Source organism: Frankiales bacterium (assembly GCA_016125335.1).
Lineage (GTDB): Bacteria > Actinomycetota > Actinomycetes > S36-B12 > CAIYMF01 > Longivirga.
Genome location: WGLY01000003.1, coordinates 72,279 through 86,332, shown reverse-complemented (window position 1 = coordinate 86,332; position 14,054 = coordinate 72,279). Strand labels below are relative to the sequence as shown.

Here is a 14,054-nt window from a genome sequence, read left to right as displayed (position 1 = left end):
CCGGGCCAGGCCACGAGCCTACGCCCGGCCGCGGCGGGGCGGGCGGGGGCGCCCGGGTGGCACCGGCCACACGGACGCCCCCCGGACGCTCAGGTGATGTCGCGGCGCTGGGTGGTGAGGGCCGCGACGACCGCGAACCCCACGGCGTAGGCGACCAGGACCAGGGCGGCCCCCCACACCGGCAGGTAGGTCGTGTTGTTGATGCCCGTGGTCTGCAGGACGCCGTCGAGCGCGCCGCCGGGCAGCCACTTGCCGACGTCGGGGAGGAAGGCCACGATCAGGCGCTCGACCAGCAGCACCCACACGAGGATGCCGAGGATCGCGGCGATCTGGTTGCGCACGAGGGTGCCGACCGCCACCCCCAGCACGGCGAACAGGGCCGAGCCCAGCACGGCGCCGCCGGCGATCTGCCACAGCGCGGTCACCGGGATGTCCGCGTGCTCCTTGAGCGGCAGCAGCGCGAAGGCGAGGGCGTAGCCCCACACCACCCCCACGAGGCCGTAGAACGCCCCGACCCCGAGGTAGGCGGCCATCTTGGCGGCCGACACCCGGTTGCGGTGCGGCTGCGCCAGGAACGTGGAGGACAGCGTCTGGTGGCGGATCTCCTGGGTCATGCCGAGGGCGCCGATGATGATCGCGAAGACGTACGCCGCACCCGCGCTGGCGAACAGGTTGCGCATGCCGGCGTCGGTGCTCAGCCGCGGCACGGTCACCCCGCTGCCCTGCGGGTCCGGGGCGAAGATGCTCGAGACGATCCCCAGCGCGATGAAGGCCAGGACGCCGCCGAGCATCCCGAGCCACATCTTGGTGCTGGTCACCTTGAGCAGCTCGGCGCTCACCAGCCGGGGGCGGTGGCGCAGCGGGGCGGCGGCGGGGGCGAGGGCGGTCATGACGCGGCTCCGCTCGTGAGGGACAGGAAGACCTGCTCGAGGTCCGAGGTCGCGGCGCGCAGCTCGTGCAGCTCGGCGCCGGCGGCCAGGGCCGCCCGGCCCACGGCCGGCGCGTCCACGCCGTGCACGAGCAGCGAGCCGTCGGGCTGCGGGTCGACCGTGGCGCCGGGGACGGCCGCGGCGAGCGCGGCGGCCAGCTCCGTGGTCTGCGGCGTGCGCACCACCACGCCGTGGCTGGACTCGGTCAGCTCCGTGAGCGGGCACTGCCGCACCAGCCGCCCGCGGGCGATGATCACGACGTCGTCGACGGTCTGCTCGACCTCGCTGAGCACGTGGCTCGACACCAGGATGGTGCGGCCCTGGCCGGCGAGGTGGCGCAGGAACGCGCGCAGCCACGCGATGCCCTCGGGATCGAGGCCGTTCGCGGGCTCGTCGAGCACGAGGACGCCGGGGTCGCCGAGCAGCGCCGCGGCGAGCTGGAGCCGCTGGCGCATCCCCAGGGAGAAGCCGCCGACCGCGCGGGACGCGGAGTCCTCGAGCCCCACGAGGGCGAGGGTCTCGTCGGCCCGGCGCTCCTCCACGCCGCCGGCGCGGGCCAGGATGCGGAGGTGGTTGCGGGCGCTGCGGCCGGGGTGGAAGCCGGTCGCCTCGAGCGCCGAGCCCACCGTGCGCACCGGCGCGGGGATGTGGTCGTAGCGCCGCCCGCCGATGGTGGCCTGGCCCGAGGTGGGGGTGACCAGGCCGAGCAGGCAGCGCAGCGTGGTGGTCTTGCCCGCGCCGTTGGGCCCCAGGAAGCCGGTGACCCGGCCGGGCGCGACGGAGAACGTGAGGTCGTCGACGGCGAGCACGGAGCCGAACCGCTTGGTGAGGCCGCTGACCTCGATCGGCTCGCCCGGCTGCGCCGCGACACCTGGCGCCGGGGGCGCCCCGGCCGTGGTGGGTGCGTCGGTCATGGCCCCAGCCCATCACCCCGGCGGTCCGCATCGCCACCGGGTAGCACCCCGGCCCGTCCCTGAGCCGGCCCGCGGGCCGGGCCGGGGTGGACCCTCAGGGTCCCGCCGGCGCGAGCAGGTCGCCGAGCACCGAGGGCACGTCGAGCTCGACGAGCATCTCGCGGACGCCGTCGGTGATCTCGTCGCGCAGCACCGTGCCCAGGCGGGCGATCATCCGGTGCGAGGCCGCGTTGTCCGGGGCCATCACGGCCGAGAAGCGGCGCACCCCCTCCTGGTGGGCGCGCAGCACGAGCGCCTGCAGCATGAGGCCGGCACCGCCCTGGCCGTGCAGCTCGTCGGCGATGGTGACGGCGACGTCCGCCGTCTCCGGGTCGTCGGCGAGCCGGATGAACCGGGCGTCCCCGAGCAGGATGTCGGCCCGCGAGCGGCGCACCCACCACATGGCGAGCGCCACGTGGTCGTGCTGGTCGACCTGGTCGACCATCGAGCGCAGGGTGGTCTCGGACAGCCGGCCCTTGCCGGTGAGGAACCGCAGGTAGCGGCTGCGCTCGGACAGGCCCTCGAAGCCGTCGGCGAGCTGCTCTCGGTCCTGCGGGTGCAGGGGCCGGATGGCCACGCGCAGGCCGCCGCGCAGCGTGCCGAGCAGCAGGATGTCGGGACGGTCGGGGTCGACGACGTCGGGGCGGTGACCCACCACGCGCTCCGGCATGGGCGTCAGGATGCCGTACGCCGCGGCCCGGGCTGAGGGCGGCGCGCTAGCGGGAGGCGAGCCCGGCCAGGGCCGAGCGCACCAGCGGGCCCACCGTCGCCAGGTGGTAGCCGCCCTCCTGCACCGCCACGGTGGGCAGGCCGAGCGCCGCGAGTCTGTGCCCCGCCTCGGCGTACCCCTCGGCGGTCACCCGCAGCGGCGACTCCGGGTCGTCCGCGGCGGCGTCCACCCCGAGGCTCACCACGAGCGCCGTGCTGCGGTGCCGGGCGACGGCGTCGCAGAGCGCCTCCACGGCGTCGAGCCAGGGTGCGTCGCCCGTGCCCTCCGCGAGCGGGAGGTTGAGGTTCGCGCCGGCGCCGGCGCCGCGACCGGTCTCGTCCGCGTAGCCGGCGTAGTGGGGGAACCAGCCCGCCGCGGGGTCGACGTGCAGCGACGCGTACAGAACGTCGGGCCGCTCGTAGAACACCGCCTGCGTGCCGTTGCCGTGGTGGGCGTCCAGGTCGATGACGGCGACGCGCTCGTGCCCGGACCCCCGCAACGCGTCGGCCGCGACCGCCGCGTTGTTGAGGTAGCACGAGCCGCCGTACGCCGCGCGGGTCGCGTGGTGCCCGGGAGGGCGCACCAGCGCGTAGGCGAGCGGCTCGCCGCCGACGACGGCGTCGACCGCCGTGAGCGTCACGTCCACCGCGGCCCGGGCCGCCTCCCACGTCCCGGGGCCGACGAGGGTCATCGTGTCGTAGCAGTAGCGGCCTGCCGCGCCGTGCACGGCGGCCGGCTCGCGCTCGGGCAGGCCGTCGAGCATGCCGGCGGTGGGCATCACGTAGGGCACCACGCGGTCCTGGCCCACCAGCTCCGGGATCCCGGACGCCATCCACCGGGCGTGGACGGTGCGCAGGTGCTCCACGAGCCGCGGCTCGTGCACGCGCAGGAGCACGTCGTCGCCGTGCGGCACGGCGTCGCGCATGTCGTGACCCGCCTCGCGCAGCGCCGCCTCGATCGCCGTCGCGCGCTCGGGAACCTCGGTGCCCGGCGTGCGCACCCCCACCCAGATCTCGGCGGACGGCACGTGGAGCAGGCAGGCGTCGCTGCGCACGACGGGGCAGGGGGTCACGCGGGTCAGCATGGCAAACCGGCGACCCTGCCGCGCGCCCCTCCCGCGGCGGCCGGGTGCTGCGGCAGGATGCGGGGATGACCTCCGTTGCTGATCTGGGAGTCAGGATCGGGTCGCTGCCGACCGGGCCGACCAACTCGGTCGTCGACGTCCCCGGTGTCGGTCTCGGTCACGCCACCGTCGTGTACGACGACCCGCCGCCGCCCTTCGGCCGCGGGGTCGCGCGCACCGGGGTGACGGTGGTCGACCTCGGCCGCGACGCGTGGGCCGAGCCCGTCGTCGCCGGGGTCGCCGTGCTCAACGGCGCGGGCGAGCTCACGGCGCGGACCCAGATCGACGAGTGGGGGCTGCTCGAGACGCCGGTGTTCCTCACCTCGACGATGCAGACCGGGCGCGTCTACGACGCCGCCTGCCGCCTGCTCATGGCCGAGCAGCCGCGGATCGGCGTCGACGACGTCGTTATCCCGGCGGTGGGCGAGTGCGACGACTCCTGGCTCAACGACGCCCGCCACATGCACGTGACGGACGAGCACGTCGCGGCGGCGCTCGCCGCGGCCCGCAGCAGCGCGGGGTCCGCGACCGCGCCCGAGCAGGGCGCGGTCGGTGCAGGCACCGGGATGTCGGTGTTCGACCACAAGGGCGGGATCGGCACCTCGTCGCGCGTGCTGCCGGACGGGCACGTCGTCGGCGTCGTGCTGCTCACGAACTTCGGCTCGTGGGACCGCCTCACCGTCGACGGGGTCGCGGTGGGCCGCGCGCTGGGCCGCCCGGCGCACGTCCCGCCGCCTCCGGCGGGGTCCTGCCTCGGCGTCGTCGTGACCGACGCGCCGCTCGACCACGCCGCCTGCGAGCGGCTCGCGCGCCGGGTGGGGCTCGGGCTCGCGCGCACCGGCTCGGTGGCCACGCACGGCTCCGGCGAGATCTTCCTCGCGGCGGCGCTCGGGCTGCGCGCGCCGCGCGAGAGCGGCCCGCCCACCGGCCCGACCGTGGCGGGGCGCCTGCTCGACCGCTACTTCGAGGCCGTGGTCGACGCGAGCGAGGAGGCGGTGCTGGCCTCGATGCTCGCCGCGCACGACGTGACGGGCGCGCACGGTCGGACAGTGCCGGCGCTGCCGGTCGACGACGTGCGCCGGATCCTGGCGGAAGGGCGGCAGCGGTGACCGAGCACCTGCACGAGAGCGCGGACGGGTCCGCGGCCGAGTCCTCGACCGCGTCGGGCACCGTCGCGCAGCCCGGCGCCGGCGAGCGCCGCGCCGCCCGACCGGGCACCAAGGCCGACGCCTGGATCCCCATGAGCGACGGCGTGTTCCTCGCCGTCACGCTCTACCTCCCGGATCCGGCCCTGGGACCGCAGCCGTGCGTGCTCGAGGCCCTGCCCTACCGCAAGGACGACCTCACCTCGTCCTACCGCCCCGAGTACGTCCGGCTCCGCGACGAGCACTCCTACGCCGTCGCGCGCCTGGACCTGCGGGGCACGGGCAGCAGCGGCGGCCGCGCCACCGACGAGTACCCCGAGCAGGAGCAGCGCGACCTCGCCGAGGTGCTCGCCTGGCTCGCGGCGCAGCCGTGGTGCGACGGCAGCATCGGCATGTACGGCACGTCCTACTCGGGGTTCAACTCGCTCCAGATGGCCTGCGAGCGACCGCCCGAGCTCAAGGCCGTCATCGCCATCTACGCCACCGACGACCGGCACACGGACGACGTGCACCTCATGGGCGGCCTGCGCCGCTGGCTCGACCTCGTCGACTACTGCCACTACATGACGCCGATGAACGCCCTCCCGCCGGTGCCGGCCGTCTTCGGCCCCACCTGGCGCGACGAGTGGCGCGCGCGCATCGCGGAGCACGAGCCGTGGCTGTTCACCTGGCTCGCGCACCCCCGCGACGACGACTACTGGCGCCACGGCTCGGTGCGTCCGGCGTACGACCGCATCGCCGGCCCCACGATGATCGTCGCGGGCTGGGCGGACGGGTACCGCAACAACACGTTCCGCACGATGGAGCGGCTGGGCGAGAACGGCACTCCGCGGCGCCTGCTCGCCGGACCGTGGTCGCACGCCGCGACGTCGTCGTCGCTGCCGGGACCGCGCATCGACCTCGTGCCGGAGATGGTGCGCTGGTGGGACCGGTGGCTGCGCGGCGTCGACAACGGGGTCGACCGCGAGCCCGAGGCGGTCTGGTACAGCCGGGCGTCGCACCGGCCCGAGCCGGACCTCGACGAGGTGCCCGGGCAGTGGCGCGCCGACTCCTGGCCCTCCGCGCGCTCCTCGTGGGTCGAGTACCCGCTCACCGGCAAGCCGCCCTACGACGTGCGTCCCGACGTCGGCACCGCCGCATGGATCTCGTGCGCGGGCCACTTGCCCTACGGGCAGCCGCTCGACCAGCGGCACGACGACGCGGACTCGCTCACCTGGGAGCTCGACCCGGACGGCCTCGAGATCGCCGGCAACCCGCGGCTGCTCCTCTCGGTGTCGGCGTCGGCCCCGGTGGCCACGGTTGCGGTGCGGCTCACCGACGTCGCGCGCGACGGCACGTCCACGCTGGTCACCCGCGGCGTGCTCAACCTGACCCGGCGCGGAGGCATGGGCACCGCCGAGCCGCTCGAGCCCGGCCGTGCCTACGACGTGGTCGTGGAGCTCGAGGCGACGGCGTGGCAGTGGCGTCCGGGGCACCTGCTGCGCGTCGCGCTCGCCGGCGCCGACTGGCCCAACACCACCGTGCCGCCCGAGCCGGTCACCCTCACGGTGCGCGAGGCACGGTTGCAGCTCCCGGCGTACGACCCCGCCGGGGCGCCCCCGCCGCCGGACTTCTCGCCGGGGGACCCGGCGTCCGGCGAGGACGCCCACGGGGTGGTGTGGCGCGTCGAGCGCGACGTGCTCGCACGCACCACGGCGTGCGTCGTCGACCACGGGTCCGCCTACGACGCGCCCTACGGCGACGTCGTCGAGCACTACGCCGGCCGTGTGCAGGTGTGGACGCGCTCGTTCGCGCAGACCGCGGCGTCGGACGTGTCGTTCACCCTGCGCTACGACGACGACGGCTCCGGCGAGCCGGTGTCGGTGCACGTGCGCTCGGTGCTCGAGGTGCACGCCGGCCCGGTCACCTATGACGCGACGATCCGGCTCACCGCGCGGGAGGGCGACACCGTGGTGGGGGAGCGCACCTGGGAGCGGCGCTTCCCCCGCGACCTCGCCTAAGCCGCTCGACGCCACCGCCGCGCACCTCGGAGACCGGCACGGCCTCCTGACGTCCGGGCACTGACGACGCGGTCACCGGGGCGGCGGGGCGACGACGGGAGCGAGCGCGACGACGCCGGCCGCGAGCACCGGCAGCACCCACAGGGCCGTGCCGAGCCCCAGCGCGCCGGCGAGGAACCCGATGAGGGGCGGCCCGATGAGGAAGCCGCCGTAGCCGATGGTGGACACGGTGGCGATCGCGTCGGCCGCGCGCCCCGGCTGCTCGCCGCCCGCGCTCATCGCCGCGGGGAACACCAGCGCGGTGCCCGCGCCCCACAGCGCCACCCCGATCAGGATCCCCGGCATCGCGGGCAGGGCCAGCGCCGCGACGACGCCGAGCGCCGCGGACAGGCCGGCCACCCGCACGGCCCGCGCCCGGCCGAGCCGTGCGATCACCGGCGTGCCCCCGAAGCGGCTCGCCGCCATGGTGACGGCGAACACCGCGTAGCCCAGCGCGGCCGTGCTCGGCAGCGCGCCGCGCTCGTCGTGGAGGAACAGCGCCAGCCAGTCGCCGGCCGAGCCCTCGAGCATCGTGCCGCACAGCGTGATCAGCCCGATGAGCACCACGCGCCGCGTGAGCAGCCGGTGCGGCCGGTCGCTCGCCTGGCCGGGCGCCGGCGCCCGGTGACCCTCCCGGTCGTCGACGTACCAGCGTCGCGCCACCAGGACGCCTCCCCCCGCCGACACCAGCGCGGCCACGGCGAAGTGCGCCGGCAGCGGGACGGCCAGGCGCGCGGCCAGGGCGCCGAACGCCGTGCCGACGCCGAGGCCCACGCTCCAGCACGCGTGGTAGCGGGGCATGTAGTCGCGCCCGAGCCGGCGGTCGACGTACGAGCCCTGGATGTTCATCGCGACGTCCCACGAGCCGTACGCCGCGCCCATGGCCAGCAGTGCGGCCCCGGTGCCGATCGGCCCCGGGGCCAGGGCCGCGCACACCAGCGCGAGGCCCGCCACGGGCGCGGTCACGGTCACCACCGCGCGCGAGCCGAACCGCGACGCGGCCCGGCCCACGAACGGCATCGCGAGCAGCGAGCCGAGCCCGATGAGCAGCAGCAGGACGCCGAGGGTGCTGACCTCGACGTCGAGGCGGTCACGGGTCGCCGGGATGCGCGAGATCCACGCGGCGATGAGCGTGCCGTTGAGCGCGAAGACGGCGGCGGTGGCCAGCGCCTGGCCGCGGCCCACGGGCACGGTGCCGACGCCGGTCCCGGTGCTCTGCGCCACCGGCAGATCCTGGCACGGAGCCGGGTGCCGGCGGGAGCGTCGTCCGGTCAGGGTGCGACGTGCGGTGCGATCCCGAGGTAGCCGCGGCCGACCATCTGCACCCACTGGTGCACCGCGTCCTCGTTGGGCGCGAACGGCCCGGGGGAGAAGTGCGGCGAGGTGAGCCCGCGCTGCACGAGCTCGCACGCCTTCCAGTCCTGGGTGTTGGTGAGGTCCCAGAAGTCGACGGCGTACGACGGGTCGACGTCCTCGCCGGGGAAGTACCAGCTGCACTCGATCCAGGTGCGGTCCGGTGCCAGCGGCAGCACGCGGTGGGTCATGACGTAGTCGGGGTGCGCCGAGACGAGCAGGTTGGGGAACAGCTGCACGTAGAGCACCACGTCCTGCGGTGCCCCCTCGATCGGGCGACCCGCCGAGCGGCCGTCGATCGACATCGTCTCCGCGTCGTCGCGGAAGAGCATGGTGCCGCCGACCCACGCGCCGGGCAGGGTGAGGTTGTCGCCCGACGTCGGCACCGAGACGCGGCACAGCTCGGGGTGGATGAGCGGGCAGTGGTAGCACTCGTGGTAGTTCTCCGAGACCAGCTTCCAGTTGGCAGCGATCTCGTAGGTGTGCCGCGCCCGGAGCACGAGGTCCTCGGGCCGGTAGGGGCCGACGAGCTCGTCGAGGACGCCGAGGTGCTCGTCCCACGGCGGCGCCGTGCCGGTGGCGTTGACGAACACCCAGCCACGCCACACCGTGAGCGGCAGCGGCACGAGGCCGTGCGCGTCCATGTCGAGGTTGACGTCGTTGCGGAAGCCCGGTGCGCCCTGCAGCGACCCGTCGAGCCGGTAGGTCCACGCGTGGTAGACGCAGAGGACGGACCGGTTCGTGGACGACGCGTCGTCCTCGAGCAGCACGTGGGCGCGGTGGCGGCAGGTGTTGGCGAACGCCCGGACCGAGTCCCCGTCGAAGGTCAGCAGCACGGGGATGTCGCCGAGCACGAGCGCCTTCTGCGTGGCCTTGCCGGCGCGCAGGTCCTCGAGCCGGCCGGCGCACGCCCACGACCCCGCGACCAGGTTGCGCCGTTCCCAGGCGAGCACCTCGGGGGAGGTGTAGGACTCGGCCGGGAGCATCGTGCTGCGGCCGAAGGGGAGCAGTGCGCGACCGAGCCCGTCGGCGTCGACCGGTGCGAGCGGTGAGAGCGACGACACGTCGTCGAGAGTGCTCATGAGCTGCTCCTGCTGATCGGGGCGACAGTATCGTCGCGACCGTGGCGAGACGGAAGGTCGAGGTGCGCCGCGAGGAGATCCTCGCCGCGACCGAGGCCGAGGTGACGCGACGCGGCTTCGCCCGCACGCGCGTGGGCGACGTCGCCGACGCGCTCGGCGTGAGCACGGCTCTGGTCTTCTACCACTTCGGCACCAAGGAGAAGCTGTTCGCGGAGGCGCTCGAGCACGCCGTGCGCCGCGACATGGCGCGGCTGGACCGTGTGGTGGAGCGCACCACCGATCCGGTGGACGGCGTGCGCCGCATGCTGCGGCTGTGGGCCCCCGAGGGCAGTGCGAACGGCTGGACCGTGTGGGTGGACGCGTGGTCGGAGTCGCTGCGCGAGCCGGAGATGCGCGCGATGAGCCGCCGGCTCGACGTGCGGTGGAAGGACGTCCTGGCCGAGATGATCCGCCGCGGCAATGACAACGGAACCTTCCGCTGCCCGGACCCGGACTCCGCCGCCTGGCGGCTCTCGGCGCTGCTCGACGGTCTCGCCGTGCAGGTCACGGTGCACCGTAACCTCACCAAGAAGCAGCTCGCGGAGTGGGTGCGCGGGGCTGCGGCCCACGAGCTGGGCGTCGACCCCGCACTGCTCGCCTGACGCGGCCGTCCCCGTCACGTCACACCATCCAGTTCGCGACGAACTCCGGGTCGGTGAGCCCGGGCCGGTCCAGGCCGAACGCGGACACGTCCGCGGCCGTCGTGCCCTCGGTGGCGAGGTCGGTCAGCAGCCGGCCGAAGGTGGGGGCGAACTTGAACCCGTGCGCGGCGCCCAGGCCCACCACCACCTGGGGCACGCCCGGCACCGCCGAGACGACGAAGTCGCGGTCCGGGGTGAGCGTGTAGAGGCAGCGCTTGGAGCGCACCGGCCGCCCGGATCCGGGGAACGTTCGCGCCATGAAGCCGCCGAGGCGCTCGAGCATCGCGGCGTCCTCGTGCATCGAGCGCTCGTCGCCGGTCACCTCGGGACCGCCGCAGTCCTGCGCGGCCTTCACGGTGTCCTCGCCGTAGGTCGGGAAGCCGTAGAAGCTCGGCTCGTCCATCCAGATCCACACGGGGAAGCGGCCGGGGCGGAACGCCTCCGGGTCCTCGGGCGCGAAGTAGGTCACCTGCTCCTCGGTGACGGTCAGCGGCAGCCGGGCGCCGAGCGGCTCCACCAGGGCGGAGGTCCAGGCATCCGCGCACACGACCGCCCGGGCCGCCGACACGACGCCGTCGTCGGTGAGCAGGTCGACGCCGTCGGCCCGCGGGGCGAGGGAGCGCACGGTCACCCTGTCGCGCAGCACCGCGCCGTGGGCCCTCGCGCGCTCCTGCATCGCGGCCGTGCCGCGCGCCGCGGGCACGATCGCGGTGCGCGCCTGGAACAACGTCGTGGTGCCGTCCGGGAGGCGCAGCTGCGGCCAGCGGGCGGCGACGTCCGCGACGCCGAGCCGCTCGTGCGGGACGCCGCGCGCGTCCATCGACGAGGTGTAGTCGGCGGCGTCGATCACCGCGCCGGGCGGGAAGAGGTCGACGCCGCCGGTGACGGTGACCAGCGACCGGCCCGACGCGTCCTCGAGGTCGGCCCAGTCGTCGTAGGCGGCGAAGGTGAGGTCGACGTAGGCGGGCGTGTGGTAGCTGTGGCGCAGGATCCGGCTGGAGTCGTGCGAGGCGCCGCGCTCGTGACCGAGCTCGAAGCGCTCGAGCCCCACCACGGACAGGCCGCGTCGCGCGGCGTGCCAGGCGGTCGAGGAGCCGAGCGCGCCCAGGCCCACCACCGCGAGGTCGTACGTGCCGCTCATGCCTGCTCCCCCGGGTCGGACGCCGGGACGCCGGCGGCGGCGAGCCGCGGCAGCAGCCAGCGGCGGATGTCCAGCGACGCGTCCTCCATGGGCGCGTACCAGCCCTGGGCGTAGGCGCGCGAAGTCATGCCGCGCTGCACCGACTCGCAGATCCGCCAGTCCTGGCGGTTGGTGAGGTCCCACAGCTCCTCGGCGTCGGAGGGGTCGAAGCCGTCGCGCGCCGCCTCGTCCGGGGCGAACAGCAGGTCGCACACCACCTCGGTGCGGTCGACGGCCAGAGGGCGCAGCACGAACGCCGCGACGTGGTCGGCCGACAGCGACAGGAGCAGGTTGGGGTAGACCAGCTCGCCCTTGTGCCGCACGCGCTCGTTGTCGTCGAGGTCGGGGAACGGGGAACGGTCGCTGGTGCCGGACATGGTGAAGGTCCAGGCGCCCTCGCGGTGCGGGACGCCGTCGTCCCAGGTGAGGTCCGCGCCGCCGCCGGCGAAGGCGGGCACCAGCCTCGAGAGCTCCGGGTGCACGGGCCCGCAGTGGTAGCACTCGTTGTAGTTCTCCGCGACGACCTTCCAGTTGGCGGCCACCTCGTATCGCAGCCGGCGCCCGACGACGAGCGACTCGAGCGGGTAGCGGCGCACGCGCTCGGGCACGGGGGCGAGCGCCTCGCGCACCGGCGGGGCGTCAGCGGCGAGGCTCAGCCACAGCCAGCCGCCCCAGCGGTCGGCGCGCAGCGGGTGCAGCGCGAAGGCGGCGGGGTCGAGGTCGACGCCGTCCGTGTGCGGCGCGTGCAGCAGCCGGCCGTCGGTGGCGTAGGTCCAGGAGTGGTACGGGCAGCGCAGCGACCGCGCCGCGCACGGCGCGGGGGCCGGCTCGTCCGGCGGCGCCGGCACCACCTGCGAGCCGCGATGGCGGCACACGTTGTAGTGGGCGCGCAGGACGGCGTCGGCGTCCGTCGTGACGAGCACGGACTCGCCGTGCAGGTCCACCACGGCGAGGCGCTCGGGGCGCAGCGTGGTGGAGCCGGGATCGGTGAGGCCGAGGTCGTCGAGGCGGCCGACGCAGGTCCACTCCAGGGCCAGCACGCGGTCGCGCTCGACCGCGTGCAGGCGGGCGTCGACGTAGTGCTCCCGGGGGAGCGCCGCCTGCATCGCGACCACGGGTCAGCCCCCGCGCCGCGACGGCAGGTGCGCGCGGGACCGCCACTGCGCGCGGCGCCGGTCGCCGAGGATCTGGTGCACGACGTTGCGCCCCGGGACTCCGGTGACGCCGCCGCCCCCGTGCGTGGCGGAGCCGGCCTGATAGAGGCCGCGCACCGGCGTGCGCAGGTCCGCGTACCCCGCGGCCGGACGGGCGTGGAACATCTGCCCCATCGTCAGCTCGCCGTGGAAGATGTTGCCGCCCACGAGGCCGTACTCGTGCTCGATGTCGTACGGCCCGATCACCTGCCGGTGCAGCACGGAGTCGCTGAACCCGGGGGCCACGGCGTCCATGCGGGCGAAGAGGCGGTCGGCGTAGGCGTCGAGCTCCGCCCGGTGCGGCTCGGCGTTCCACGTGTGGGGGACCCACTGCGTGAACATGCTCATGACGTGCTTGCCCTCGGGCGCCAGCGTGGGGTCGAAGACGCTGGGGATGCAGATGTCCGCGAACGGCAGCGTGCTCGGCTGCCCGGCGGCCGCCTCCTGGAACGACGCCTCGACCTCGTCGAGGCTCTCGGACAGCACGATGGTGCCGCCGTGGACCGCGGGGTCGAAGCCGGGCCGGCTGGTGAACTCCGGCAGCCGGTCGAGCGCCACGTTGACCTTCACCGTGCCGCTGCGCGACTTGTAGCGGCGGATGTCGTCGACGAAGCCGGGCGGCAGCTCGGCCGGGTCGAGCAGGCGCAGGAACGAGATCTGCGGGTGCGCCGTGGTGACGACCGTGCCCGCCGTCAACTCGGTCCCGTCCTCGAGTGCGACGCCGGTGACGCTGCCGTCGCGGGTCGTGATGCGGGCGACCGGCGCCTGCGTGCGGATCTCGGCACCGAACGAGCGGGCCGCCGCGGCGAGCGCCTGCGTCACCCCGCCCATGCCGCCGCGCGGGAAGCCCCAGGCGCCGATCCGCCCGTCGCCGAGGTCGCCGATGTGGTGGTGCGCGATGACGTACGCCGTGCCCGGGGTGCGCGGGCCGGCCCACGAGCCGATCACCGCGGAGACCGACAGCACTCCGCGCACGGCGTCGGACTCGAAGGTGTCCTCGATGAGGTCGGCCGCGCTGCTGGTGAGCAGGCGGGTGAGGTCGACCGCGGTGCGCTCGTCCACGCCGCGCAGCCGGCGCAGCAGCAGCGCCTGCCGCGCGAGGTCGGCGGGACGACGCGAGCCGACCTTCGGCGGGATCTCGGTGACCAGAGGGCCGAGCACGCGCCCGAGGCCGTCCATCCAGGCGTCCCAGCGCGGCATCGCGTCGGCGTCGCGCACGGAGAACTTCGCGATCTGCTCCCGGCGCGCGGCCGGGTCGTCGGGCAGCTGGAGGTAGCGGCCGTCGACGCGCGGCGCGAAGTACGGGCCCTGCGGGTAGACGTGGTAGCCGTGGCGCACGAGGTCGAGGTCGCGCACGAGCGCGGGCGGCAGCCACGAGACGACGTACGACAGGCTCGTGAGGGTGAAGTCCGGGCCGAACGGCTGCTCGCTCACGGCCGCGCCGCCGACGACGTGACGGCGCTCGAGCACGACGGTGCGCAGCCCCTCACGCGCGAGGTACGCGGCCGCGACCAGCCCGTTGTGGCCGCCGCCGACGACGACGACGTCGTACTCCTGCGTCACCCGGCCTCCTCCTGCTGACTCACCAGTCAGTAAGTATGGCCTTGCCTCGGCGCCTGCGGAAGGGCTCGCCGCCCTGCTCTCCGGGCTCTGGACGCCGGCGGTCGC

Annotated in this window: 12 protein-coding genes; 3 read left to right on the top strand and 9 right to left on the bottom strand. The window is 75.1% G+C overall.

Features of this window, described 5'->3' with window-relative positions:
- Window positions 1–89: 89 nt before the first annotated feature.
- The 4 genes from GC157_02175 to GC157_02160 form a co-directional block, all read right to left on the bottom strand.
- The gene (locus tag GC157_02175; GenBank protein MBI1376280.1) at window positions 90–890 is read right to left on the bottom strand and encodes a hypothetical protein; all 801 of its coding nucleotides are present in this window, start codon (window positions 888–890) and stop codon (window positions 90–92) included.
- Window positions 887–1,843 (bottom strand): ATP-binding cassette domain-containing protein, encoded by a 957-nt coding sequence (locus GC157_02170; GenBank protein ID MBI1376279.1) that lies wholly within the window; start codon window positions 1,841–1,843, stop codon window positions 887–889. Before GC157_02170 ends, GC157_02175 begins: the two co-directional genes overlap by 4 nt.
- Window positions 1,844–1,937: 94 nt before the next feature.
- The gene (locus GC157_02165) at window positions 1,938–2,552 is read right to left on the bottom strand and encodes a GNAT family N-acetyltransferase (GenBank protein ID MBI1376278.1); all 615 of its coding nucleotides are present in this window, start codon (window positions 2,550–2,552) and stop codon (window positions 1,938–1,940) included.
- 46 nt (window positions 2,553–2,598) lie between these two features.
- Complete coding sequence (locus tag GC157_02160) at window positions 2,599–3,675, bottom strand: histone deacetylase family protein (protein ID MBI1376277.1); 1,077 nt, start codon at window positions 3,673–3,675, stop codon at window positions 2,599–2,601.
- 65 nt (window positions 3,676–3,740) lie between these two features.
- Between GC157_02160 and GC157_02155 the strand changes: the two genes are divergently transcribed.
- Window positions 3,741–4,823: a S58 family peptidase gene (locus GC157_02155; protein MBI1376276.1), complete on the top strand. Its 1,083-nt coding sequence runs from the start codon at window positions 3,741–3,743 to the stop codon at window positions 4,821–4,823.
- Window positions 4,820–6,859 (top strand): CocE/NonD family hydrolase, encoded by a 2,040-nt coding sequence (locus GC157_02150; protein ID MBI1376275.1) that lies wholly within the window; start codon window positions 4,820–4,822, stop codon window positions 6,857–6,859. Before GC157_02155 ends, GC157_02150 begins: the two co-directional genes overlap by 4 nt.
- 72 nt (window positions 6,860–6,931) lie before the next feature.
- Here GC157_02150 and GC157_02145 read toward each other — a convergent pair whose 3' ends face one another.
- Both GC157_02145 and GC157_02140 read right to left on the bottom strand, forming a co-directional pair.
- On the bottom strand, window positions 6,932–8,308 hold the full coding sequence (locus GC157_02145; protein ID MBI1376274.1) for an MFS transporter: 1,377 nt from the start codon (window positions 8,306–8,308) through the stop codon (window positions 6,932–6,934).
- Window positions 8,170–9,333: a Rieske 2Fe-2S domain-containing protein gene (locus GC157_02140; protein MBI1376273.1), complete on the bottom strand. Its 1,164-nt coding sequence runs from the start codon at window positions 9,331–9,333 to the stop codon at window positions 8,170–8,172. The genes GC157_02145 and GC157_02140 overlap by 139 nt, the downstream gene beginning before the upstream one ends.
- A gap of 41 nt (window positions 9,334–9,374) precedes the next feature.
- On the opposite strand from GC157_02140, the gene GC157_02135 reads away from it, so the two are divergent.
- The gene (locus GC157_02135) at window positions 9,375–9,974 is read left to right on the top strand and encodes a TetR family transcriptional regulator (protein MBI1376272.1); all 600 of its coding nucleotides are present in this window, start codon (window positions 9,375–9,377) and stop codon (window positions 9,972–9,974) included.
- A 19-nt stretch (window positions 9,975–9,993) separates the two neighbouring features.
- On the opposite strand, the gene solA is transcribed toward GC157_02135, so the two are convergent.
- Genes solA through GC157_02120 form a run of 3 tightly spaced genes read right to left on the bottom strand, consistent with a single transcriptional unit; the run spans window position 9,994 to window position 13,949 of the window.
- Window positions 9,994–11,154, bottom strand: a complete 1,161-nt coding sequence (gene solA / locus GC157_02130; protein ID MBI1376271.1) for an N-methyl-L-tryptophan oxidase — start codon at window positions 11,152–11,154, stop codon at window positions 9,994–9,996.
- On the bottom strand, window positions 11,151–12,299 hold the full coding sequence (locus GC157_02125) for a Rieske 2Fe-2S domain-containing protein (GenBank protein MBI1376270.1): 1,149 nt from the start codon (window positions 12,297–12,299) through the stop codon (window positions 11,151–11,153). The genes solA and GC157_02125 overlap by 4 nt, the downstream gene beginning before the upstream one ends.
- Window positions 12,300–12,311: 12 nt before the next feature.
- A complete protein-coding gene (locus tag GC157_02120; GenBank protein ID MBI1376269.1) occupies window positions 12,312–13,949 on the bottom strand; it encodes an NAD(P)-binding protein in 1,638 nt (545 codons plus the stop codon).
- Window positions 13,950–14,054 lie beyond the last annotated feature (105 nt).